Genomic DNA, 24,022 nt, shown 5'->3' with positions numbered 1-24,022 from the left:
CGTGTCGTCGCGCGCGGGGCGCGGGGGTGGCGCGCTCGGGTCAGTCCCACTCCAGACCTCCTCGCCGCCAGTCGTAGGCGTAGGCGACACCGATGAGGCCGACGAAGATCAGCATCTGCACGAGGCCGAACATCCCGAGGGCGTCGAAGTGGACGGCCCAGGGGTAGAGGAAGACGATCTCCACGTCGAAGACGATGAACAGCATCGCGGTGATGTAGTACTTCACCGGGAAGCGCCCGCCGCTCTCCGGCATGGGGGTGGGCTCGATACCGCACTCGTAAGCGTCGAGCTTGGCGCGGTTGTAGCGCTTGGGCCCGATCACCGAGGCCGCCACCACGGAGAACACCGCGAAGGCCGCACCCAGAGCTCCGAGCACGAGGATGGGGACGTACGCGTTCACCGCTCCTCGCTCCTTCCAGTCGCCGCTGACTAGTGGGTATGCGGGCCCGCTCACCGCTTCTCGCCGGGGTGGCGATACGCCAAGGTCGCGCGTATGTGAGGCAGTTCACAAGCCCAATGCGCCTCGCATCCTATGCCCCGGACCTTGTGACCTGCGACACGGGGTGCAGGACTCAGTTTGTGATCTCTGCCACCCGGCTTCACTTCAACTTTACTCGCGCGTAACGATCTTCATACGCAAAGCACCCAATTACTCACGACGGGTGAGGAGTTCGTTTGTCTTTGCAGCTCAGAGCCCGAATCACCTACCTTGGCTTGGTCAATACATGCAACTTTGCAATGTGAGAGAAGGCGTGTTAGGTAAGCCTTCCTTCACCTCGGCGGGAGCCTCCGCGGCGGCCTCGCGAAGAGCCGTCGACCGCGTTCACCCGCAGTCGCGACGCATCGGCCCGGACGCGGGGAAGCGGGCGCAATGTCACAAGGCGTCACCGTTCGTGAATGCCCGCACATTCACGAGCAGACGAGGCGCCCGACCCACCCCGTCGGCGCGGGTCGGAACGACTCGTTCGCGGTGTCGCACCCACCCCCGGTTCGACTCCCTCTCCTCCCTCCCCTTTGCCCCTCTCCCTCCGGACGTTTGCGTCGAGAAGAAGCGAGAAGGAGAGGAGGAGAGCCACGGACTCGCGGCACACATCGACCGGTTGCCCCACTCCGCACGCACCCCTCAGACAGCGCCGACTGCGAGCCGGCCACGGAACGCCGGGCCCGTCGTTCAACTCCGTTCGTGGCGCGGGCAGTTCACCGCAGGGATCCCCTCACAGAGCCGCCCCCGGAAGCTCCGGCGGGGCTTCGCCGAGCCGAGCGAGGCGGGAGCGAAAGGGGGTAAAACGCCCCACAGTTCGCGCCTGAAGTGCCCCCGAGTGGGGCCTTTTTGACTCAGTGGGAGATTTGCGCAGCACTCGATGCCGCCCGAGATGTGACCTGCAGCACACCCCGGCGTCGACAGTGACTGTCGTGCTGGCGTTATCGGGCCGAGACATGCTAGGCGTGTCGCGCGAGCCGACATATCGGGCAACTGCGTGGTCACGGCACCGTAGTTGGACATTGATCAGGTAAAGCTGACGACGTGACGGATACTCAAACACCCCATATCGGACGGCGGCACGCCCGTTGTGGCGCAAACCACCTTGCTTGAGCGGAACGTTCTCCCCCTGGTAGCCAGGACCCCATGTCCTCGAACGCTCACATACGCCGCCACCGGAAGCCCCGTGTTTCCTCCCGGAACTCGCTCCTCACCGCGGGTGTTGCCGGTGGCGTCTTCACGACCCTCGCGGTGACCGGCGCATCCGCCCCCGTCGCAGCCGAGAGCGGCGACCACGCCGACACCGCCGAACTGCCCACGCTCGGCTCCCAGGTCTCCACCGGCACCAACCAGGCGGTCTACGCGACGCAGAGCATCGCGGTGCAGTACGAGCTGGACGCTGCCAAGGCGGACGCCCAGCAGGCCGCGCAGAAGACCGCCGCCAAGGCCAAGAAGGCCGAGGAGGCGAAGAAGGAAGCCGCCAGGAAGGCAGCCGCTGAGGCAGCCGCCGAGCGCGAGACCGAACTGCGGGCCGCCCGCAGCGCCGAGCGCACCGCCCCGGACGGCCAGGGAGGCGGCTCCTCGGAGGCCGCCCCGTCCACCCCGGCGAGCGGAACCGCCGCTGCGGTCGCCAACTTCGCCCGCGCGCAGGTCGGCAAGGCGTACGTGATGGGCTCCACCGGCCCCAACGCCTACGACTGCTCCGGACTCACCACCGCCGCCCTCAAGCAGGCGGGCGTCAGCCTGCCGCGCACCTCGCAGGCCCAGTCGTCGGCCGGCACCGAGGTCGGCCTCGGCAACCTCCAGCCCGGCGACGTCCTCTACTGGGGCGGCAAGGGCAGCGCCACCCATGTGGCCATCTACGTGGGCGACGGCCAGTACGTCGGCGCCCAGAACCCCAGCTCCGGTGTCGCCATGCACCCGCTCAACTGGGGCGGCACCCCCTCGGGCGCCGTGCGCTTCCTCTGATCGGAGCCCGTGCCGGACGGCACCGCGCCCGGCAGCACCCGCCCGGCAACACCGCGTCGGGGCAGCACCGCATCGGGCAACACCGCGCCGGGCGGAATTGGTTGCGGGACACTCGTGCCGAGCGTTGCGTTACCGGATGTACTCGATCGCGCGGCCACGCCTTCGGGTACGCCTCAGGCCCTCGCCGGGAGACCGGCGGGGGCCTGTCGCCTGCCCCGCGCCCGTAAACGCCGCCCGTACGCCGCCCCGTGCCGCGTACGGGCCGCACGGAACGCCGCAGCACGGAACGCCGAACGGCGTCGTCCGTGCGGGCACGGACGACGCCGCGAGGGCGGGACGGGCGGGACGGGCGGGACGAGCCCGTCAGGCCTTGGGGGCCAGCTTCGTCAGCCCGTTGATGACGCGGTCCATCGCGTCGCCGCCGCTGGGGTCGGTGAGGTTGGCCAGCATCTTCAGCGTGAAGCGCATCAGCATCGGATGGGTCAGACCGCGCTCGGTCGCCAGCTTCATGATCTTCGGGTTGCCGATGAGCTTCACGAAGACGCGGCCCATCGTGTAGTAGCCGCCGTAGGTGTCCTTGAGGACCTTCGGGTAGCGCTGCATGGCCAGTTCGCGCTGGGCCGGGGTCTGCCGCGACTGTGCCTGGACGATGACCTCGGCCGCGATCTGGCCGGACTCCATGGCGTAGGCGATGCCCTCGCCGTTGAAGGGGTTGACCAGCCCGCCCGCGTCGCCGACCAAAAGCAGGCCGCGGGTGTAGTGCGGCTGCCGGTTGAACGCCATCGGCAGCGCGGCGCCGCGGATCGGCATGGTCATGTTCTCCGGGGTGAAGCCCCACTCCTCGGGCATCGAGGCGCACCACGCCTTGAGCACCTCGCGCCAGTCCAACTCCTTGTACGCCTTGGAGCTGTTGAGGATGCCCAGGCCCACGTTGGAGGTGCCGTCGCCCATGCCGAAGACCCAGCCGTAACCGGGCAGCAGCTTGTTCTCGCTGCCGCGCTTGTCCCACAGCTCCAGCCACGACTCCAGGTAGTCGTCGTCGTGGCGGGGCGAGGTGAAGTAGGTGCGCACCGCGACGCCCATCGGGCGGTCCTCGCGCCGGTGCAGGCCCATCTTCAGCGACAGTCGCGTGGAGTTGCCGTCGGCCGCGACGACCAGCGGGGCGTGGAAGGTGGTCGGAGTGCGCTCCTCGCCGAGCTTGGCGTGCACACCGGTGATGCGGCCCGTACGGTCCAGGATCGGCTCCTGGACGTTGCAGCGCTCGTACATCCGGGCGCCGGCCTTCTGCGCCTGGCGGGCGAGCTGCTCGTCGAAGTCGTCGCGCTTGCGGACCAGTCCGTAGTTCGGATACGCGGCCAACTCGGGCCAGTCGAGCTGGAGTCGGTGACCGCCGCCGATGATGCGCAGCCCCTTGTTGCGCAGCCAGCCGGCTTCCTCGGAGATGTCGATGCCCATGGACACCAGCTGCTTGGTCGCGCGCGGGGTGAGCCCGTCGCCGCAGACCTTCTCCCGGGGGAAGGCGGTCTTCTCCAGCAGCAGGACGTCGAGTCCCGAACGCGCGAGGTGGTACGCCGTGGCGGACCCGCCAGGCCCGGCCCCGACAACGATCACATCGGCGTGCTGCTCAGAGGCTGGTTTCGTGAGGGGCTCCGCCACGAGGACTCCCGCGAGATAGAGGCGCTGGACATCTGAAGTCTATGGGTCCCCCGCGCGCCGGTGGACGAGTGGGGCGCCGGCCCGGGTGGTCCGCCGGCCCGGGTACGGCGATGCGGGTACGGCGATGCGGGTACGGCGGCCCGGGTACGGCGATGCGCGGGCCCCGGTCAGTCGGCCCGGTGGCCGCGGTGCAGCGCGACGATGCCGCCGGAGAGGTTGCGCCAGGCGACCCGCTGCCAGCCCGCGTGCTGCAACCGCCCGGCCAGCGCGGGCTGGTCGGGCCAGCTGCGCACGGACTCGGCGAGGTAGACGTAGGCGTCCGGGTTGCTGCACACCGTGCGTGCCAGCGGCGGCAGCGCGCGCATCAGGTACTCGGTGTACACGGTGCGGAACGGCTTCCAGACCGGCTGGCTGAACTCGCAGATCACCACCCGCCCGCCCGGCTTCGTGACCCGCAGCAGCTCCGCGAGGGCGAGGTCGACGTCCTGGAAGTTTCGCAGCCCGAAGGAGTTGGTGACCGCGTCGAACGTGCCGTCGGCGAAGGGGAGTCGGGTGCCGTCGCCGGCGACGAAGGGCAGCTGCGGATTCCTGTGGCGCCCCTCCCGCAGCATCCCGAGCGAGAAGTCGCAGGCCACGGTGTACGCGCCGTCCTCCGCGTAGGGCAGCGCGGAGGTGCCCGTACCGGCCGCCAGGTCCAGCACCCGCTCGCCCGGGCGGGCGTTCACGGCGCGGGCGACGGCTCGGCGCCAGAGCCGGGCCTGGCCGAGGGAGAGCACGTCGTTCGTCAGGTCGTACCGGGCCGCGACATCGTCGAACATCGACGCGACCTCGTGCGGCTGCTTGTCCAGCGAAGCGCGAGTCATCTCCCCATTCTCCTCACCGCCACGGCCGGCGGCGCACCACCCCCGCCGCCGCGTGCCGCGCCTCACCGCTGTCGACGGCGGTGCGCGGCGACCCGGGTCCGGGTGGCACAGCCGGTCGAGCAGTAACGGCGCGCGCTGCCCGGCCCGGTGTCGAGGAAGAGCGTGCGGCAGCCGGCCGCGGCGCACTCCCCCCAGGCAACGCGTCCGCGCTCGGTGAGCAGCTGGGCCAGCGCCAGCGCGCCGGAGGCCAGGAACCACTCGCCCCAGCCGGCCTCCTCGCCCCGGTCGACGTGCAGATGCCAGGAGTGGCCGTCGTGGCGGGAGAGCCGGGGCGGGGCGCCGTGGCGCAGGAGCAGTTCGTTGAGCGCGTCGGCGACGCGGTCGGCGTCGCGCTCGGCGAGTACGTCGGCCAACGTGCGGGCGGCGTCCCGAAGTTCGTCGGCGTCGGCGTCGCTGAAGGCGTCGGCGGAGACGTCGGCGGAGCGTTCGCCGTGCCGCACCAGCAGCGCGGCCAGCTCCGCACGCGGGAGCAGCGGCGAGCGGCGTACGGCGTTGGCGGCCTCGACCAGCCGCTCGGCGGGACGGAACCCCCGCGGTCCGTCGTCGGCCGGTCGGTCCGGCTGCTGCGGCACGGTGCTTCTCCTTCCGGCTGCGCCCCGCCTGTTCCGCGAGGGCCGGGGGCTCACGACGGGTCGGGTCGGGTCGGGTCGGGTGTAACGTCTTGTCATGCTAAGCCATTACGCTGCGTACGGGCCGTGGGCAGCTCGGACCGTGGGCAGCACGGGCACCGCAGCTCGGCCCGTGGGAGCAGCCCCCACCGGACGAGCGGACACGACGAGCGAAGCCGGCGGCTGAACGGAGCCCGGCGAGACGTACGTACGGGGAGGCGTGGCGGTGCGCGGAGAGCGGGCGGGTGGGCTGCGCGACTGTCTGGCCACCGCGCTGCTCGCCCGGTCGGCGGACGAGGGCGTCGCCGTCGCGGTGGTGCTGCTGGCGCTGCACCGCACCGGCGGGGCGGCCGAGGGCGCGTTCGTCCTCACCGCCTGGATGGCGCCGCACGTCGTGGCCGCCCCGCTCGCGGGCGCCCTGCTCGCACGCGCCCGACGGGTACGACGCTGGTACGTTGCCGCGCTCGGCGGCTTCGCCGCGGCCATCGCGGTGCTCGCGGCCTGCCTCGGACAGGCCCCGGCACCGCTGACGCTCGCGGTGGCCGCACTCGGCGGCGCGTGCGGACCGGTGGTCTCGGGCGGACTGTCCAGCCTGCCGGCCGAACTCGTCCCGCCCGAACGCCTCGGCAGGGCCTACGGCTTGGACGCCGCCTCGTACAACGCGGCCTCCGTCGGCGGACCGGCAGCGGCCACCGTGATCGCGGTCGCGACCTCCCCCGCGTACGCGCTGCTCGCCCTCGCCGGCTCTGCGGCGCTGGCGGCCCTGCTCGCCCTGCGCCTGCCCGCCCGACGACCCCCGCCCGTCCCGCACCCGACCGCACAGCCGACCGGCGGCCACACGACGACCGGCAAACGCGAGGCGGCCGGCGGACGCGGACCGGACGGCGAGGCGCGGTACGGCGAGGCGCGGCCGGGCAGCGAACACGGGCCGGACGGCGAGGTCGGGCGGCAACTTCCGCCCTTCCGCGCGGATCTGGTCGCCGGGCTGCTGGCCGTCCGGCGGATTCCCCAGCTGCGCGCGATCACCACGAGCACCACACTGGCCTTCGTCGGACTCGGCGGGCTCGGCACCACCGCCGTACTGCTGGCGGAGGGGCGGGGTTCGCCCGGTGCGGGCGGTCTGCTGGTGACGGCGTTCGCGATCGGCGCGCTGTTCGGCTCACTTGCCTGCGCACGCTGGTGGCCGCGGGCGCCCGCACCCGCACTGGCCTCCTGGAGTCTGCTGGGCCTCGGACTGGCGCTCGCCGCCGCCTCGTTCACCTCGCACTGGGTGCTGTGCGTCGCGCTCTTCGCAGCGGCCGGTACGGCCGAGGGCCCGCTGCTCGGCGCCACGCTGCGCATCCGCGCCGACCACTCCCCGGCCCGGTTGCGCGCCCAGGTCTTCACCACCGCCGCCGGGCTCAAGATCTCCGCCGCCGCGGCCGGGGCTGCGCTGGTCGGTGTCGCGGCGGGCAGCGTCTCCCCCGGCACGCTGCTGCTGTGCCTCGCCGCCACCCAGCTCGCGGCCGTACCGCTGGGACTGCTCGCAGGCCGCGGGCGCCGCCCCGCCCGCTGAGGTACGCCGCACGAGACCCACCACGAACGCCCCGCACGAGCGGCGCCACACCCGCACCGACAGCCCGCACCGACGCGCGTACGGGCCGCCGACCAGACGGACAGAGCGGACAGAGCGGGCAGAGGGGGGCAGTGGACAGACCGGTCGGCAGGGGCTGCGGACCGACCGACCGACCGGCGCACAGGCGGCCGGTACCGCGTCGACGTCCCCGCCCGACGCGCCGCTCCCACACCCGCGTACCGTTTGTCCCGGCCTGTCGAGACTCCCGAGGTACTTCCTTGATCGCCCGCATATCCAAGCTCTCCCGCCGTACGCGCGTCCTTGTCGCGGTGGCGCTGGCCGCGCTGGTCGTGGCCGGCGCGCTCACCGTGCGGGCGGTGACCGCGGACGGTGGTTCCGGCGTCGATGTGGAGCCCGCCCCGCTGGCCGACGACCCCGCATGCGCACGGATCGAGAAGGGCTACCCGGACCGGCTGGACGGCATGGAACGCGATGCCACGGACGCGGCCGGCGCCGCCTCCTGGGGCGACGGCAGCGTCGTGCTGCGCTGCGGAATGAAGCGGCCGATCCCCTCGGCCGACTCCTGTGCGACGGTCGACGGCGTCGACTGGCTGTGGCGGGAGCGCGAGAGCGGCGACGGCCGCAAGGTGCTGCTCACCTTCGGCCGGGAGCCCGGAGTGCAGGCAACCATCGCCGACGAAGTCCCCGCACTGGATTCGGTGTTGATCGAAATCGGCAAGCTGGTCGAGCCGATCGAGCAGCAACGCGAGTGCCTGGACTGAGCCCCACCGCAGGTCCCGGCCGCGAAGTGGAGCGGCGAGGCTGCACGGGCCGCGCAGCCGGAGGAGCCCGGCGAAGAGGTCGCCTGCCACCCTCAACTCCTCAGCACCTTCGCGCCGTTCATGACGGCGGCCGGGCTTGAGGCTCGTCGCAGCGAGCAGGCAGAACACCCGCACAGGGTGTCAACTTCCGGAAAGGAAGACTCGCAGGGCGAAAGCCGTCCGGCCAACTCCCTTCAGCAGCTGCCCAGTTGAGGAAGACCGTCACAAATCGCACTTCGAGTGTGCGTGCGACCGCACACAGTTAAGTTCATGTGACACGCGTAGAAACATCTACCACCACGCGAGAGGACTCTGCATGAACAGGCGAAGACTTGCGGTCGCAGCGGCAGCGCTCGGGATCATCACGCTCATAGGCGCTGCCCCCGCGTTCGCGTATCAGACCGCGACGCTCAAGGGCACCGGCCAGGCACGGGTGTACAGCAACTCCACGAGCAAAGCCAAGGTAGGCGCGTGGGACGACGTTTCGGACCACAACCCGGTCTACGCGCGCTACTACCGCAAAGCGAGCCCCTCGACCCAGAGGAGCCTGTGGAACAAGGCAGGGGGCGGCACCGAAAGCTACTCGGGCACGGGAAGCTCGGTACTCAAGGCGAAGATCTGCGAGTCCCAGATGGCGCAGCCCGATGACTGCTCGGTGTACGTGGCGATGAAGTACTGACCGCGCGTGGGGTCGGGCCGCTGCGGCAGCACTGAGCCCGGCCGCCACCGACAGAAGCGTTCCGAGGTACCCGTCGCGTCGGGCCTGAACGAAGGCCGAGAGAACCCTGGTGAGGCAAGTGAACCCCGTACTGGAAGTCCGCGATCTGCGCTATTCCGTGGCAGGCAGGACACTGCTCGACGGGGTAAACCTCCTTCTTCCCGCCGGTCGGTCCCTGGCCGTCACAGGTCCCAGCGGATCGGGCAAGAGCACTCTGCTCAACTGCGTACTCGGCCTGATCCGCTGCGACGAGGGTGAAGTGGTCGTCGCAGGCCGGGACTTGACCACGCTGACGCCGAGGAGCCTGGCCAGGCACCGGCGAAGCACCGTGGGCATGGTGTTCCAGTTCGGCGAGTTGCTGCCGGAGTTGACGCCGGTCGAGAACGTCGCGCTCGCCGCGCTTCTGGCCGGTGTCAAGAGGGACGAGGCGTTCGGCCGGGCGCGCCGGCTGCTCACGGACCTCGGCGTGCCCGTGGGGGGAACGCCGACGGCGGAGCTGTCCGGGGGCGAGCGGCAGCGAGCCGCCGTGGCACGCGCCCTGGTCAACCAGCCACAACTGCTGCTGGCCGACGAACCCACGGGTTCGCTGGACGCACAGAACCGCGAGGCCGTGGCGGATCTTCTGTTCTCACTGCCGGAACAGTGGGGGTGCGCCGTACTGGTCGTCACACATGACACCTCCGTGGCGGCCCGCGCCCATGGCTGCTTCACGCTCCACGAAGGAAAGCTCCTCTCCCAGGGGTCCGCGGCGGAGAGCCGGCCGACCCTCGCCGAAGGCCGTGGCCGGTGAGTTCCGACAGGTCGCTGAACAGCCAACTGCTGCGCATGGGACGGTCCGCCGGCCGCGCCTCGGCCGACGGGCGCATCCGCTTGACGGCCTTGGTCGTCGCCACGTTCGCCACTGCCGTGACGCTGTTGTCGGTGGTGGCGGCGTGGGCCACCTACGAGCAGCGTTCGGAACGCGGCGCGGCTCGTACACCCGTGGTGCGGCTGGACGAGGGACAGACCCGCCAGGACGCACCACTGCGGATGCAGTTGTTCATGGACGACGTCCACGACCGCCAGGTCGAGGTCTTCTACGTGGATCCGGTGGACTCCGACGCACCGCTCCCACCCGGTGTCGAATCCTGGCCGCAGCCCGGTGAGGCAGTCCTGTCCCCCGCCCTCGTCACGGACGGAGTCGGAGACCGGTACGGAGACGTCATCGGCACCATCGCACCCGAAGGACTGGCGAGTCCGGGCGAGCGCTACGCCTACGCCCGGCACAGCAGTGAGCGCCTCGAAGCCGACAACTCCATCCTGGCGACGCACTTCGGGACAGAAAGCACAGGCGCGTTCGGTGTCGGCGGGTTCGGCGACCTCGCGCTCATACGCCCGCTCTCCACTTTCCTGATCCTCCTGACCGGAATGCTCGGGCTGCCTGCCGCCATGTTCGCGGTGGTGGCGACGCGGCTGGGAGCGGCGGGGCGCGACCGGCGGACCGCGCTGGTGGCGTCGCTGGGCGGCTCACGGCGCCAGCTCGCGCTGCTCAGCATCGGTGAGGCCGCCCCCGCTCTGCTCGCGGGCACCGCGCTCGCCGCGCCCCTCCTCCTCGCGGCGCTCGCGACCGATCTCACGGTTCCGGGCGTCGGCTACGTGCTTGCCGCTGCCGATCTGCGCGCCTGGGCCTGGCAGTTGACCGGTGCGCTGTTTGCCGCGCCCCTGCTCCTCGGGGCCCTGGTGGTGCTCATGCACCAGAGGTCGGGGCCGGGCCGGTCCACCAGGCCGCGAGCTCAGAGCCGGGGACGCCTCGTTCGGACGGGCGCACTCCTGTGTCCGGTCTTTCTGGGCATTCTGAGCTGGACGCCCACCGCCCTCGCCACCCACGGCGCCAGTACATCGGTCGTCCTGCTGTCCCTCCTGGGCACCGTCGGAGCCCTGGCGACGCTGCCCGCGGCCATCGCCGTGCTGCTGGCGGCTGCCGGGCGCGGTGTCGCGGCGCTCGGCCACCGGAAGGGGTACGCCGGTGCGCTCCTTGCGGGCCGATGGACCGGGAAGCACCCAGGCTTCCTCTCCCGCCTGGTCGCGGGGGTGGTCATCGCGGTGGGCCTGCTGAGCGTGGTCCAGGTCTACCCGAGCATGCACAGCGAGTCTGTCCGTGGGGCGCTGGAGGTGCGCGAGCGGTTCGGCCACAGCGTCGTCACGGTCGAGGTGCCGCGCGGCGCCGAGCGCGGGGCCGGGACCTGGCTGAGTGGGCTGCCCCGGGACTCGGAAGTCGCGGTCCTGGATTCGACTCTCGGTCTCGCCAACGGGGCGGGCGAGGTGAGAGAAGGGCCGAACGGTGAGCTTGTCGAGGTGAAGCAGGCCGTCAAGGTCCACGGCAGTTGCGACGCACTGCGAGGCCTCGGTCTGGACTGCCCTGCTTCGCGAAACGCGCGGAGCGTTCCCCTCTCCGACGCCACACCCGCCCTGCGGGCCCTGCTGCCCGACTCGGTCACAGAGGTGGGCGTGGCCCACCGTCCGCTCACCCCACGGGACGGCAACACGCTCGTCGTGTACTCCCCGAAGGGGGCGGCGCTGCCCCTGGGCGACCTGAAACGCGACGCGCTCGAAGCGATGGGCTCCAGCACCCTGGTGCAGGCAGTCGGACAGAGCTGGATCGGCGGCACTGCTCTCCTGTCCGCGCAGCTCCGCTGGGTGACGCTGCTCGGTGTGGTCGGGGTGGCGCTCGTGGCGCTGGCTTCCGCGCTGAACTGTCTCGCCGAAGTCATGCGGTTCGCCCGCTCGCTCGCGCCCGTGTCCGTGGTGAGCGGCAGTCGCCGGGTGTACGCGTCGGTCGCCGCGTGGACGCTCGCCCTGCCGCTGTGCGCCGCCGCGGTGCTGGGCACGGTGAGCGCGGTCTGGATCACCCTGCCCTACGTCACTCCGCCCCGTAACGGTGAGCTGCCGCCGCAGATGTTGACCGCCGCTCTGGCGGTGCTGAGTGTGCTGGCGGTCGTCGTCGCGAGCCTCGCCGCGCTGGCGGCGGTGCGGGAGTCGGGGCGCTGGCGCCCGCGCCACGACTGAACGCAGGCCACCGGCCGGTACGTCCCGTGCATCCCGTGCCGGGGGCTGCGGGGCGTCGGGCCGGGTGGGGGTCAGCGGGTGCGGTGGAGGAGGCGGCCGGCCAGGGCCGTGGCCAGGCAGCGGCCGTCGGCGGCCAGCACGGTGAAGTCGGCCCGGCTGCCGACGGTGAGCCGCGGCGTGTGGCCGAGGTCCCGGACCGGCAGCCCGGCACGGCGTACCGCGTTGCGGGCGGGCTCGGTGGTGAGCGGGCCCGCGAGGCAGGTGACGCCCGAGGCAAGCAGGCCCCGTACGCCGCGCCGGGCCGACTCGCCCCAGCGGGTCGGGGTCAACTCCAGTGCGGCCAGGGCGGCTTCGTCGGTGATCGGTGCGGAGCCCAGCTGCTCGGCCTCGCGCGGATCGGGATGGTAGGTGCGCTCCAGGCACCCGGCGGGGTCACGCTCGCAGCGGCCCGCGTCGAGGCGACCGGGCCAGCGGCGCGCCCGTGCCGCCGGGTGCGCCGCGGCCAGCTGCTCGGCCGGGCCCAGCGCGGCGATCAGCTCACCGTCGGCGAGCAGTGCGAGTCCGTCGTCCTCGCCGATGTGCAACGTCCGCACGGCGCCCCTCAGTTGGCGTCGACGAGCTTCAGCCCGGGGTGTGCGGTTCCGCCCTCGATCGCGGTGGAGGAGATGTGCGAGACCGCGCGGTCGTCCACCGGGTCGTTCTCCGGGTCGTCGTGGACGACGAGGTGCTCGTAGGTGGTGGCGCGCTGCGCGGGGACCCGGCCGGCGGCGCGGATCAGCCGGATCAGCTCCATCCGGTTGGAGCGGTGCCGGGCGCCTGCGGAGGAGACGACGTTCTCCTCCAGCATCACCGAGCCCAGGTCGTCCGCGCCGTAGTGCAGGGAGAGCTGGCCGACGTCCTTGCCTGTGGTCAGCCAGGAGCCCTGGATGTGCGCCACGTTGTCCAGGAAGATCCGGGCGATCGCGATCATGCGCAGGTACTCGAAGAGAGTGGCCTGCGTCTGCCCGCGCAGCTTGTTGTTCTCCGGCTGGTAGGTGTACGGGATGAACGCCCGGAAGCCACCGGTGCGGTCCTGCACCTCGCGGATCATCCGCAGGTGCTCGATCCGCTCGGCGTTGGTCTCGCCGGTGCCCATCAGCATCGTGGAGGTGGACTCCACGCCCAGGTTGTGCGCGATCTCCATGACCTCCAGCCACCGCTCGCCGGACTCCTTGAGCGGCGCGATGGCGGTGCGGGCGCGCTCGGGCAGCAGCTCGGCGCCCGCGCCGGCGAAGGAGTCCAGACCGGCCGCGTGGATGCGGCGGATGGCCTCCTCGGCGGAGACGCCGGAGATACGGGCCATGTGGTCCACCTCGGAGGCGCCGAGGGAGTGGATCACCAGCTGGGGGAAGGCTTCCTTGATCGCGGCGAAGTGCTTCTCGTAGTACTCGACGCCGTAGTCCGGGTGGTGGCCGCCCTGGAACATGATCTGGGTGCCGCCCAGCTCCACCGTCTCCGCGCAGCGCCGCAGGATGTCGTCCAGATCGCGGGTCCACACCTTCTCGCTCTTCGGCGGGGCGTAGAACGCGCAGAACTTGCACGCGGTGACGCAGGAGTTGGTGTAGTTGATGTTCCGCTCGATGATGTACGTCGCGAGGTGCTCGGTACCGGCGTAGCGGCGGCGGCGCACCGCGTCCGCGGCCTGGCCGAGCGCGTGCAGCGGGGCGTCCCGGTAGAGGACGAGCGCCTCTTCGGGAGTGATCCGGCCGCCTGCCGCGGCCCGGTCGAGTACGGACTGGATGTCGGCGTTCTCGGGCACCGGAACGGCTCCTTCCCCGGGGTGGTCACGACCGTCCCAGCGTACGCGAGCACCCACGAAGCCCTCGCCCGGCCTCACCCGGCGCCCCGCACCCGCCCGGCTGCCGCGGTACGGGGGCGCAGCGAGGCCCGGCAGCGGGACGGGCCCGGCGGCGGGACGGGCCCGCGCGCGGCGGGACGGGCCCGCGCGCGGCGGCCCGGCGGCTCAGTCGCCCGCGGCGCGTTCGCGGGCCTCCGCGGCGCGGGTGAAGTCGCCGCGCTGTACGCGCACGGCGAGCGGCACGTCGCCGAACGAGCCGTATCCGGTCGCCGCCCACAGGCTCTGCTCGGACGGCACGTCGAAGTACGGCACCGACCTGCCGCGGTGCCGGTCGGTGAGCGCCTCGGGCACCCGGCGGTGGCGCACCGCGCTCGCGCACTCCTTGCACGCCGCGACGTCCAGGGCCTCCCGGCTGCCGAGCGCCCGCCAGTTGACCCTGGTGTGGGCGCGGCCGTGCAGCGGGTGGAAGAAGCACAACGGCAGGCGGTGCGCGGGCAGTCGGGCGGAGGCACCGCCGCCGGCCCGGCGCCCCTTGCGCTGCCGGTCCTCGGCAGTGAGGGCGTCCCGGCCCTCGATGACCAGCGCGAGCGCACCGACCAGGTCGGGCAGCCCGCCGGCGGCGTCCAGCACCCGACCCGCGCTGTCGTACGCGTCCAGCGCCAGCCGCAGCGCCGCGGTGTCGTCCGCCGAAGCGCTTGTGGCACCCGAACCGCCCGGAGCACCGGGGGCGCTCGGGGTGCCCGGGGCGGGGCCCGCGGGGCGGTGGTCGCGCACCGCCTCGCCCAGAGCCAGCACCTGCTCCTGCGCCCGGCGGCGCACGGCGCCCTCGTCGGCCTCGCGCGCGGCCAGGTACACGTGCGGCGGGAGCTTGGCGAGCCCGGCGCCCGTTCTGCGCCGCCGCCGCAGCGTCCAGCCGAGCAGCCCGGCGAGCACCAGCACCAGGGCGACGAGTACCGCGACCAGCCACGCGCCGGGCCCACCTCCGTCGTCACCGTCGGTGGAGTACTTGAACGGGTTGTCCTCGCGGGCCTTCTCGTACTCGCGCATACCCGTACCGGCGTCGATGATCTCCACGGCGCGGCGGACCTGGTCCGCCATCGGCATGCGCTTCTCGTCGTGCCGCACCGAGACGGCCATCGCGGCGTAGTTGGCGTCGTAGCGGTTGTCGTCGGGCCACTCGAAGCCGCTGATGCTCTTGCCGTACCAGGAGTTGGGGGTGAGCAGGATCAGATGCTCGTCGTCGGCGACCTCCAGTCGGTCCCGCAGCGCGCCGGCGAACTGCTTGGCGTCGCCGCCCCAGCGATCCTCGGAGCGGAAGGTGACCAGCACGACCTTGAGGTTGATCCCGGTCTTCTCGATCTGCCGCGCCAGCTCCCGCTGTCGGGCGGCCGACACCAGGCCGCGGAAGCCGGCGTCGACGTAGACCGGCGACTGTGCCAGCCGCTCGGCGATCTCGCTGACCGCGACCGGCTCGGCGGACTGCCGCTGGGCGGGCTGGAGTGGGGACGGTCGGGCTGCCGCGGTGGGCGCGCAGAGCGTCATCAGCAGCGCTCCCACCACCAGGGGCAGCACACCGCGCAGCCGGCCGGCCGGACCCCACCGCCCGGCCGGGCGCGACCCCGTACCCGGGCGCGAGCCCGTACCCGGGCGCGACCCCGTACCCGGGCGCGAAGAGCCTGCGGCCGGCCGTGCAGAGCTAGCTGTGGACACCGAGTTGCTCCTTCACCTGCGAAACGAGTCCGGCGACCGTCACCTCGCCGTCGGCCGCCAGCGAGCCGAGCGGTCCGGCAACGCCGCTGTAGGGCACCGACCGCTCTCCCACGCTGCCGGGCAGCCGCAGCGCCCGCCGGTCGGCGGCGGCGCGGGCCTTCTGCTGCGAGGGGTTCCGCAGCAGAAGGGCGCAGGGCCCGCAGAGCGCGCGACTGCCGCGCGGCGCCACCGAGGAGGTGACCTCCAGGAGTTGCGGCGCCCTGCCGTGCAGCGGGTTCAGATGGCAGAGCCGCCCGACGCCCTTGCGCTGGGCGCGCGTTCCACCCGCGGTGGCGAGCGCCGTGCTGCCGGCCCTGACCAGTACGAGGGCGGTCGCGAGTTCCGTTTCGGGCACCCGCTTGGCCAGGCGCCAGTCACCGTGCTCGGAGAGCTGGAGCAGCGCGGCGTCCAGGCACTCCCACGCCTGCACCCTGGCCCGCTCGCTGCCCCGGAACTTCGGCAACTCCTCCTGGAGGTCGTCCAGTTCTCGTCCCAGAGCGGCTCGCAGCCAGCGTGCCGAAGGGTTCTCGGGGGTGTCCTCGTACGGCGAGGCGGTGGCTTCCGGTGTTCCGTCGCTCCCGCCGCTCCCGCCCCGCACCGCGCCCGAACGCCGCCGGGCCAGCGCCCACGCGCCGCCGAGGCCGAGCAGCACCAGACCGGTCACCCGCACCGACGTCCAGAACGGGCCGGAGAGCAGCGGCGCGAGGGTGTTCTCGGCGACCGGGTCGGGGACGTCGTACTCCGGCTCGGGCTGGCCGGGCGGCCCGGTTGGGGTGTCGGCCACATGCTCGACCAGCGCGGTCAGCTGCGCCGACAGGCTCGCCTCGCGCACATCGGCGTCGGCGCGGTCGGCACCGTCCGCGTCGTCGTCCGCGCCGTAGCGGACGGATTCGGGCAGCTGCCGCAGCGGTTCGGCCGCCAGCCGGGCGCCGTGGTTGGCGAGCCGGACGAAGCCGTAGGTCAGGCCGGAGGTGTCGACGAAGGCATACAGCCCGTCGCGACCCAGGGACTCCTGCACCCGGGCGAGGAACGCCTCCACGTCGCCGTCCGACTCGTCGTCGTACCCGGAGGGCATCAGCACGACGTACAGGGGCACGTCCAGCGCCTGTATCCGCCGGTCGAGCGCGCGCAGCCGCTTCGGACCCAGCGGCGGCGGCTGCTCCTCGTCGGCGTACACCGGGTTCTCGCGCAGCCCCGCGGCGACCCGGTCCACCCGCAGCGCCATATCGCGGGCGGTCGGGTCCGGCGAGCCGCCGGCCCGGGTCGCGGTGGCCAGCGCGCCGGCGCCGAACGGCACCAGCACGGCCAGCGCCAGCGCGCCGCCGGTGGTCGCGACGACCGCCCGCCGGATGCCGCCGCGTCCGCCGCGCGCCTCGCCCGTACGGCTGCGACGATGCACCTCGGCGACCCCGGCCAGCAGTACCAGGGCGGGGAGCAGCACGGTCCCGATCCCGGTCAGCACGGCGTGGGTTTGCCGGGCCCCGTGGTCGGCGTAGAGGTCGTCCGGGTCCTCGTCGCCCGAGTCGGGCCCTCTGCCGTCGCGCAGGTCGTCGACGAAGTAGCGGAAGTGGTCGAGCGCGGTGGCGTCGTCGGGCAGCCGGGAGGAGGCGCTGCGAGCCGCCCGTACGGCCGGCTCGCGGGCCTCGTCGGAGGTGGTCAGCACATCGACACCGCCGATGCCGCCGCCGTCCGCCTCGACCAGGACGTACATGCCGTCCTCGCCCAACTCCCGTTGGACCGCGCGCAGCAGGCGCTGCTCGATGGTGACCACCTCGTACGGCAGCACCAGCACGTACGTCGGCACCCCGGTCCGCTTCGCCTGCGCGCGGAAGTCTGGGGCCGCCGAACGCGGCATCACCCGCGGCGCCTGGTCGGTCAGGTACACCGGGGACTCGCGCAGCCGCTCCGCGTAGAACTCGGCCTGCGCCCGCTCCCGCCAGGTGGGCTCCCAGTACCCGTCGTCCTGTGCGGAGGACGGGGCCGCCGGAGCGGCAACTGCCGCGGATGCAGCCGATGTTCCCAGTGCCAGCCAGCCCAGTGCCAGCAGCGGAAGGAGCAGCCGAACGGCTCTTCGCGCGCGCATCGCACCCCTCCTTCGCCGCCTACGCCCGAGCCGGCGGGCAGCGGCCGGCGCGAGCTTCCAGGCTATGCCGCGGAATCGCCGAACGAACCTCCGGGTCAGTCGCCGTTCTTGTCCAACTCGCCGGTGGGGCGCCCGCTGCGGTCATCGTGCGAGCGGTAGGTCAGGGTGCCGTCCTTGCCGAGGAGGAGGTCGACTCTGGAGGAGCCCTCCGCGCAGACCTTCATTCCCAGCACCTCCGGGGAGTCCCCTTCGGAGAACTCGGTGAGTTCGAGCTTCCCCTCGGAGATCCGGTCGACCCGTGCGACGCCCTTGCACTGCACGCCCTGGAGCTCGTGCGTCGTACGGACCAGGCGCTCCTCGCGGTTGCCCGCCCTGATGGTGGTGGTGAGGTCGATCCGGTTGCCGCCCCGCGAGTTGATGACGCCGCGCCAGGTGCCGACCCACTTCACCGGCAGCGCCGCCGGGTCGTCGTCTTTCTCGGCGCCGCCTTTGCCGCCGCCGGAGTCCGTACCGGCGCTGGAACCGCCGCCCGAACCGCCGTCGCCGTCCGGCAGCATCAGGGTGATCCCGCCCGGCACCACGACCGTGGCGAGGACGAGCCCGGCGGCCAGCGCGATCCGCCGCCCCTTGTTCCACTTCGCCCGCGGCGGCTGCCGCACGATCGCGCCCGGCGGCGGGGTGTTGCTCAGGAGGGGCGCCGTGGTGCCGTGCCCCTGGCTCCAGCCGGGCCCCGGCGCGCCGGCCGAGGTCGCGGGGTGCTGCCGCGGATGCGCCACGAGATGCGGGTACGGAGTCGGCTGCGGAGGCGGCGTACCGTACGGCGACACCGGAGGCAGGGCGGAGCCCGGCGGGCCGAAACCGCCCAGCGGCGCGGCCGGGGTGTCCACCGAACCCGCCGCGCCCACCGAGGGCCGGGCCGGGCCGCCCGGCGACGACCGCGCGCCGCCCGAAGGCGGGGACGGCTCGGCCTCCAGCTCCAGCAGCGCCACCGCCCGCCGGCTGACCCCCTCCACCACCGGGGACGGCAGCCAGCCGGGGACGACCAGAGCCGCCGCGCCCGCGCCGCCGCTCAGCCGGTCCGCCAGCAGCGCCGAAGTGGGCCGCCGGGCCGGGTCCTTGTCCAGGGCGGCGGCCACCAGCTCGCGCAACTCGCCCGTCAGCGTGTGGAGTTCGGGCTCCTCGTGCACCACCTTGTACAGCAGCGTGGCCGAGCTGGACCCGGGGAAGGGCGGCTCGCCGGTCGCCGCGAAGGCGAGCACCGCACCCAGCGAGAAGACGTCCGCCGCCCGGTCGGTGTCCCGGCCCAGCACCTGCTCCGGAGACATGAATCCCGGCGAGCCGACGGAGACCCCGGTCGCCGTCAGCGAGGCGGTCGCGTCGGTCGCCCGGGCGACCCCGAAGTCGATCAGTCGCGGCCCGTCCAGGGTCAGCAGCACGTTGGACGGTTTGACGTCCCGATGCACCAGGTCCAGCCGGTGCACCGCGGTCAACGCCTCGCCCAGACCGGCCCCCAGCGCCCGTACGGTCCGCTCGGGCAGCGCGCCCTGCGCCTCTACGGTCTGCTGCAGCGAGGGCCCGGCGACATAGCCGGTGGCGACCCACGGCGTCGACGCGTCGGGGTCGGCGTCCAGCACCTTTGCCGTCCAGTCGCCGCCGACGCGGCGCCCCGCCTCGATCTCCAGCCGGAACCTCGCCCGGAACTGCTCGTCGGCGGCGTAGTGCGCGCGCACCACCTTCACCGCGACCGTACGACCGCCCGGGCTGCGCCCCAGGTAGACCAGGCCCATACCTCCGGCGCCGAGCCGCCGCAGCAGTCGGTACTCGCCGATCGAGCGCGGATCGTCCTCCCCCAGCGGCTGCATCTGCTGTCCCACTCCCTGTTCGAACGTCGGCGCAAGCCTAGGGCCTGCCGTCCGGATCTTCGCCGGGCTCGCGTCGCGCGCGGGGGAACGGACGGGCGCGCGGGGACAGTTCGGCGGACGGGGTCGGTGCAGTGCGGAGGGGCGGTGCGGAGGGCGGCGGACGGTCACCGGCGGGCGGTCACCAGCGGGCGGTGTCGGCAGCAGGGGCGGGCAGCAGGTCGACGCGCACGTCCGCCGGATATTCGGTGCCCTCCGCCGTGCGCCGTGCGAACTCGCGAATACCGGCGAGTTGCCGGTCGCCGAGCCGGAAGTCGAGAGTGGTGAAGTAGCGGGCGAGCAGTTCGGCGTCGAAAGACTCCCAACGCGCCGCCTGCTCGGCGACCTTGGCGACTTCCTGGAGCGAGAGATCGCGCGAGGCGAGAAATGCGCGATGGACCTCGTGGACCGTCTCCGCCTCGTTCGCCAGGAAATCCCGACGGGCCGCCCACACCGCGAACACGAACGGCAGCCCCGTCCACTCCTTCCACATCCGCCCCAGATCGTGCACCCGCAGACCGAGTTGCGGCGCGTCGTGCAGCGAAGCCCGCAGCGCCGCGTCGCCGATGAGCACCGCGGCCTGTGCCTCCTGCATCATCAGGCCCAGGTCCGGCGGGCAGGTGTAGTAGTCCGGAGCGATCCCGTACCGCTCGGCGAGGAGCAGCTGGGCCAGCCGCACCGAGGTGCGCGACGTCGACCCGAGCGCGACCCGCTGCCCGTCCAGCTCCTCCAGCGGCCCCTTGGAGACGATGACGCACGACATCACCGGGCCGTCGCAGCCGACCGCGATATCGGGAAGGGCAATGAGTCGGTCGCTATTGCGCAGAAATTCAACAACAGTGATCGGGCCGATATCGAGGGACCCGTTCACGAGCTGTTCACTGAGCTTTTCCGGAGTGTCCTTGGTGAGCTCCAGATCGAGCAGACTGCCGGTCCGCGCGAGCCCCCAGTAGAGGGGCAGACAGTTCAGGAACTGGATGTGCCCGACTCGCGGGCGGGACCGGGGTGCGTTCGGTTGTGCGCTCACACCTCGGAGCGTACGCCTGCACCGCCCGCGACCCTCCGAGCGGTGCCCGGCTCGCCGACCGGCCGCGTGTCAACCTGCTCCTCTACCCACGTCAGCGCCGCGCAGAACCCTCGCGACACCACCTTGCAAGTACGCTCGCAGCGATCTTTCAACCCTTCCCTCTCGCCTACTCAGCGTGCTAGGCTCGCCGCAAGTTGCAGTTTGGTTTCCCTTGCAGTACAGAGCCTGCGGACCTTGTGACCGCAGGCTTTCGTCATTTTCAGACTTCTTGCAGGTTCTGGAGCAGGGCGACCCTTAATAGGCCCAAGGAGGGCTTATGGCTACCGGAACCGTGAAGTGGTTCAACGCCGAGAAGGGCTTCGGCTTTATCGCTCAGGAAGGCGGAGGCCCCGACGTCTTCGTCCACTACTCCGCAATCAACGCCAACGGCTTCCGTTCTCTTGAGGAGAACCAGGCCGTCAGCTTCGATGTGACCCAGGGCCCTAAGGGCCCTCAGGCAGAGAACGTCACCACTCTCTGATCTGAAGCTTCAGCACCTGCTGAGCACCAAGGAGCCCCCGCTGCCAGCGGGGGCTCCTGCATGTGTGCCCGACACCGGCCGGGCACGCGGCCCCGGCCGAGCGGGGCACGGCCTTCGGGCGCCGTGCCCCGTACCGCCCGGCGGCACGGCGCACGGCGGCGGAGCGGCCGAACCGGCCTCAGGCCAGGGAGAGTTCGTAGCGACGGCCGCGGGTGCCCCGGTGCGGGATCGTGAACGACTCGACGTGCCGCATCTCCAGGCGCTCGGCGACCGCGGCCGAGCGGTGATTGCCCTCGGCGACCATGGCGACCGCCCGCGGCACGCCCATCTCCTTCAGCCGGCGCAGCGTCTCCTGCGCGCAGCGGGTCGCGTACCCCTGGCCCCAGTGCTCGCGCCCCAGACGCCAGCCGATCTCGATCTCGCCCACCGGGCCCCAGTCCTGCGGCTGCCAGGGCTGGGCACCGACGAACCCGAGAGGAACACCGCTCGGGCTCAGCACCGTCCAGAGGCAGTAGCCCAAAGTGGCGTCGTGCGCACGCTGGCGGGCCGTCAACTCCTCGTAGACGGCGACCGAATGCCCCCTGCCGCCGTGGAACTCCATGACCTCGGGGTCATTGAACAGCTCGTGCCAGACGTACGCGTCCTCTTCCGTCGGCACCCGCAACGTGAAGCCCACGACGCTCCTTTCCGACCTGACCGGACCGGCGCCGGTCGCACCGCGACTGGTTGAGCAGTACCCACCGACACGCCCGCGCCACCTTCCCCGCGGAAGGAGGTCGCGAGTACGTACCCACTCCCCGGCGCGTCCAACCCCGACGCGCACGGACACCCGGCACCGGCGGTGGGCACACGGCCCGGGCGGGCGCCGGGCCGGTCAGTCGCCCGAGTCGAGGCCGTCGCGCTCGTAGAGGGCGGCGATGTCGGAGGAGAACTCGCGCAGGATCGCCGCCCGGCGCAGCTTCAACGTCGGTGTGACATAGCCGCGTTCGGCCGTGAACTGGATGGGGAGGACCGCGAAGCGGCGGATGGACTCGGCGCGCGAGACCAGCTTGTTCGCCTCGTTGACCGCCTGCTGGATGTTGTCCCGCAGCTCCGCGTCGTCCACCAGCCGGTGCAGCAGCACGTCCTCCTTCTTGTGCATCCGCCGCCAGTGCGCGAGGCCCTCGGGTTCGAGCGTGACCAGTGCGGTGAGGTACGGGCGGTTGTCGCCGACGACCATCACCTGGTCGATGAGCGGGTGGGAGCGGAGCCAGTCCTCCAGGGGCGCGGGGGCGACGTTCTTGCCGCCGGAGGTGATCAGCAGGTCCTTCTTGCGGCCGGTGATCGTCAGATAGCCCTCGTCGTCGAGCGCACCGATGTCGCCGGTGGCGAACCATCCCCCGTCGTCGGTCTCCTTGGGAACGGTCTGCCGGCGGGAGTCCCAGTAGCCGTAGAAGACCTGGCCGCCGCGCAGGAGTATCTCGCCGTCGTCGGCGATCCGGACGGCCATGCCCGGCATCGGCCAGCCGACCGTTCCGGGCTTGGGGCGCAGCGGCGGGGTCACGGTCACGGCGGCGGTGGTCTCGGTGAGGCCGTACCCCTCGTACACCTCGATACCGGCGCCGGCATAGAAGGCGCTGAGCCGCTCGCCGAGCGGTGAGCCGCCGCAGATGACGTAGCGGACGTTGCCGCCGAGCGCCGCGCGGATGCGCTTGTAGACCAGCGAGTCGTACACCCCGCGGGCGGCGCGCAGACCGAAACCGGGGCCCTTCCCCTCGCCCTTGAGGCTCTGGCTCCACGCGTCGCCCCAGCGCGAGGCGATTCTGGCGGCCCGGTCGAAGGACGTGCCCCGACCCATCTCCTCCGCCGTGGCGCGCGCCGTGTTGAAGACCTTCTCCAGCACGTACGGGATGGCGAGCAGGAAAGTGGGCCGGAAGGTGCGGAGGTCCGCGAGGAGTTGCTCGGACTGCATGCCGGCGACGTGGCCGAGTCGCACTCGCGCCCGCAGGCAGACGATCGCGACCAACCGGCCGAAGACATGGGCGAGGGGCAGGAAGAGCAGCGTGCCGGTGGACTGGCCGGTGACGCCGCGCAAGACCGGGCCGAGCAGGTTCACGGCGTTGTCGACACCGGCGAAGAAGTTGGCGTGGGTGACGACGCAGCCCTTGGGGCGGCCGGTGGTGCCGGAGGTGTAGATGAGGGTGGCGACCGTGTCTGGCTGCTGGGCACGGCGGCGTTCGTGGACCAGGGCGTCGGGTATGTTCCGGCCGGCGGCGGCGAGTTGGCCGACGGCACCGTTGTCCAGCTGCCAGAGGTGCTCCAGATCCGGTACGGCGCCGCGCAGCGCGCTGACCTCGCGCACGCCCTCGACGTCCTCGACGACCATCCCGGAGACATAGGCGTCCTGGAGCACGGTGCGGATCTGCGAGCCCGAGGAGCCCGGGTAGAGCGGGACGGTGATCAGACCGGCGGACCAGGCGGCGAAGTCGAGCAGGTTCCACTCGTAGCGGGTCTGCGACATGATCGCGAGCCGGTCGCCCGGCTGGAGCCCGCTGGCGATCAACCCCTTGGCCACCGCGAGGACTTCGGCGGCGAACTCGCCGGAGGTGACGTCGTACCAGCGGCCGGCCTCGTCCTTGCGGGAGTAGACCACGTCGGCCGGTGCCTCGGCCGCGTTGATGAACGGGATGTCCGCGAGCGAGCCCTCCCGCACCGGCGGGGCGAGCGGCGGCAGTTCGGCCTCGCGCACCACCCCGCCGATCTGGCGGAGGTCGGGGCGGCGGAGAACTTCCGGGAGGTCGAGGGCGGCCTGGTTCGGGTCGTGGCCCGCGGGCGAACGTTGCGCGGACATACGGCCTCCCTCCCAGCACTCGTGCTGTTGACAGAGTTTCAACACTTACTGAGGAGTAGGGTCTCGTGCGCGCGCGTATTTAGCCAGTCCCGGGAGAGGACGGGGTGGGACTTTCACCGGACGGGCACGGAACAACCGGTGGTCCCGCGCGTACTTGAGCGGAACCGGGCGGCAACGCACAGACAACAGCACGGCGCCCACCGGACGTTGACCGGTGGGCACCGTGCTGCTTCGAGGAGGACCGTACGGCAGGCGACCGGAAACGAGGTCGCCGCCCGTACGCGGAGGCGGTCCGGACCGCCG

General features: G+C 72.2%; 19 protein-coding genes. 7 read left to right on the top strand and 12 right to left on the bottom strand.

The features are described from left to right. Nucleotides 1-40: 40 nt before the first annotated feature. Entirely contained in the window at nt 41-400 is a 360-nt protein-coding gene (locus JGS22_RS12020; protein ID WP_211040500.1) for an NADH-quinone oxidoreductase subunit A, read from the bottom strand. 1,227 nt (nt 401-1,627) lie between these two features. Between JGS22_RS12020 and JGS22_RS12015 the strand changes: the two genes are divergently transcribed. Next, nucleotides 1,628-2,449 carry a C40 family peptidase gene (locus JGS22_RS12015; RefSeq protein ID WP_211040501.1) on the top strand — a complete coding sequence of 274 codons (822 nt, stop codon included), beginning with the start codon at nt 1,628-1,630 and terminating at the stop codon, nt 2,447-2,449. A 363-nt stretch (nt 2,450-2,812) separates the two neighbouring features. Here JGS22_RS12015 and JGS22_RS12010 read toward each other — a convergent pair whose 3' ends face one another. The 3 genes from JGS22_RS12010 to JGS22_RS12000 form a co-directional block, all read right to left on the bottom strand. Beyond that, entirely contained in the window at nt 2,813-4,105 is a 1,293-nt protein-coding gene (locus JGS22_RS12010) for a geranylgeranyl reductase family protein (RefSeq protein ID WP_211040502.1), read from the bottom strand. Between the two features lie 167 nt (nt 4,106-4,272). Beyond that, on the bottom strand, nt 4,273-4,968 hold the full coding sequence (locus JGS22_RS12005) for a demethylmenaquinone methyltransferase (RefSeq protein ID WP_211040503.1): 696 nt from the start codon (nt 4,966-4,968) through the stop codon (nt 4,273-4,275). A 62-nt stretch (nt 4,969-5,030) separates the two neighbouring features. After that, nucleotides 5,031-5,600, bottom strand: a complete 570-nt coding sequence (locus tag JGS22_RS12000) for a CGNR zinc finger domain-containing protein (protein WP_308405628.1) — start codon at nt 5,598-5,600, stop codon at nt 5,031-5,033. 262 nt (nt 5,601-5,862) lie between these two features. Between JGS22_RS12000 and JGS22_RS11995 the strand changes: the two genes are divergently transcribed. The 5 genes from JGS22_RS11995 to JGS22_RS11975 all read left to right on the top strand — a co-directional run bounded on the left by JGS22_RS11995 (nt 5,863) and on the right by JGS22_RS11975 (nt 11,775). Further along, nucleotides 5,863-7,191, top strand: a complete 1,329-nt coding sequence (locus JGS22_RS11995) for an MFS transporter (protein ID WP_308405627.1) — start codon at nt 5,863-5,865, stop codon at nt 7,189-7,191. A 278-nt stretch (nt 7,192-7,469) separates the two neighbouring features. Further along, complete coding sequence (locus JGS22_RS11990) at nt 7,470-7,973, top strand: DUF3515 family protein (protein WP_236073127.1); 504 nt, start codon at nt 7,470-7,472, stop codon at nt 7,971-7,973. A 355-nt stretch (nt 7,974-8,328) separates the two neighbouring features. Beyond that, on the top strand, nt 8,329-8,691 hold the full coding sequence (locus JGS22_RS11985) for a hypothetical protein (RefSeq protein ID WP_211040505.1): 363 nt from the start codon (nt 8,329-8,331) through the stop codon (nt 8,689-8,691). A gap of 109 nt (nt 8,692-8,800) precedes the next feature. Beyond that, a complete protein-coding gene (locus JGS22_RS11980) occupies nt 8,801-9,520 on the top strand; it encodes an ABC transporter ATP-binding protein (RefSeq protein WP_308405626.1) in 720 nt (239 codons plus the stop codon). Beyond that, complete coding sequence (locus JGS22_RS11975) at nt 9,517-11,775, top strand: hypothetical protein (protein WP_211040506.1); 2,259 nt, start codon at nt 9,517-9,519, stop codon at nt 11,773-11,775. Before JGS22_RS11980 ends, JGS22_RS11975 begins: the two co-directional genes overlap by 4 nt. A gap of 71 nt (nt 11,776-11,846) precedes the next feature. On the opposite strand, the gene JGS22_RS11970 is transcribed toward JGS22_RS11975, so the two are convergent. The 6 genes from JGS22_RS11970 to JGS22_RS11945 all read right to left on the bottom strand — a co-directional run bounded on the left by JGS22_RS11970 (nt 11,847) and on the right by JGS22_RS11945 (nt 20,369). Continuing rightward, on the bottom strand, nt 11,847-12,368 hold the full coding sequence (locus JGS22_RS11970; protein WP_216814954.1) for a hypothetical protein: 522 nt from the start codon (nt 12,366-12,368) through the stop codon (nt 11,847-11,849). A gap of 8 nt (nt 12,369-12,376) precedes the next feature. Next, nucleotides 12,377-13,573: a cyclic dehypoxanthinyl futalosine synthase gene (gene mqnC / locus JGS22_RS11965; protein WP_216814953.1), complete on the bottom strand. Its 1,197-nt coding sequence runs from the start codon at nt 13,571-13,573 to the stop codon at nt 12,377-12,379. A 204-nt stretch (nt 13,574-13,777) separates the two neighbouring features. Beyond that, nucleotides 13,778-15,184, bottom strand: a complete 1,407-nt coding sequence (locus tag JGS22_RS11960; RefSeq protein WP_308405625.1) for a hypothetical protein — start codon at nt 15,182-15,184, stop codon at nt 13,778-13,780. Between the two features lie 124 nt (nt 15,185-15,308). After that, nucleotides 15,309-17,444, bottom strand: a complete 2,136-nt coding sequence (locus tag JGS22_RS11955; RefSeq protein WP_211041762.1) for a hypothetical protein — start codon at nt 17,442-17,444, stop codon at nt 15,309-15,311. Nucleotides 17,445-17,539: 95 nt separating this feature from the next. Then, the gene (locus JGS22_RS11950; protein ID WP_308405624.1) at nt 17,540-19,318 is read right to left on the bottom strand and encodes a serine/threonine-protein kinase; all 1,779 of its coding nucleotides are present in this window, start codon (nt 19,316-19,318) and stop codon (nt 17,540-17,542) included. A 166-nt stretch (nt 19,319-19,484) separates the two neighbouring features. Then, entirely contained in the window at nt 19,485-20,369 is an 885-nt protein-coding gene (locus tag JGS22_RS11945) for a menaquinone biosynthetic enzyme MqnA/MqnD family protein (RefSeq protein WP_211041764.1), read from the bottom strand. Between the two features lie 316 nt (nt 20,370-20,685). Between JGS22_RS11945 and JGS22_RS11940 the strand changes: the two genes are divergently transcribed. Further along, a complete protein-coding gene (locus JGS22_RS11940; RefSeq protein ID WP_211041765.1) occupies nt 20,686-20,889 on the top strand; it encodes a cold-shock protein in 204 nt (67 codons plus the stop codon). 178 nt (nt 20,890-21,067) lie between these two features. Here the strand turns inward: JGS22_RS11940 and JGS22_RS11935 are convergent, their stop codons facing one another. Further along, nucleotides 21,068-21,565: a GNAT family N-acetyltransferase gene (locus JGS22_RS11935; protein WP_308405623.1), complete on the bottom strand. Its 498-nt coding sequence runs from the start codon at nt 21,563-21,565 to the stop codon at nt 21,068-21,070. A gap of 198 nt (nt 21,566-21,763) precedes the next feature. Then, entirely contained in the window at nt 21,764-23,719 is a 1,956-nt protein-coding gene (locus tag JGS22_RS11930) for an AMP-dependent synthetase/ligase (protein WP_211041766.1), read from the bottom strand. Nucleotides 23,720-24,022: the final 303 nt, after the last annotated feature.

It is taken from the genome of Streptomyces tardus (genome assembly GCF_018101125.2).
GTDB classification, from domain to species: Bacteria; Actinomycetota; Actinomycetes; order Streptomycetales; family Streptomycetaceae; genus Streptomyces; species Streptomyces tardus.
The sequence above is the reverse complement of the archived record's forward strand: the minus strand, read 5'-3'. Positions and strand labels throughout refer to the sequence as shown.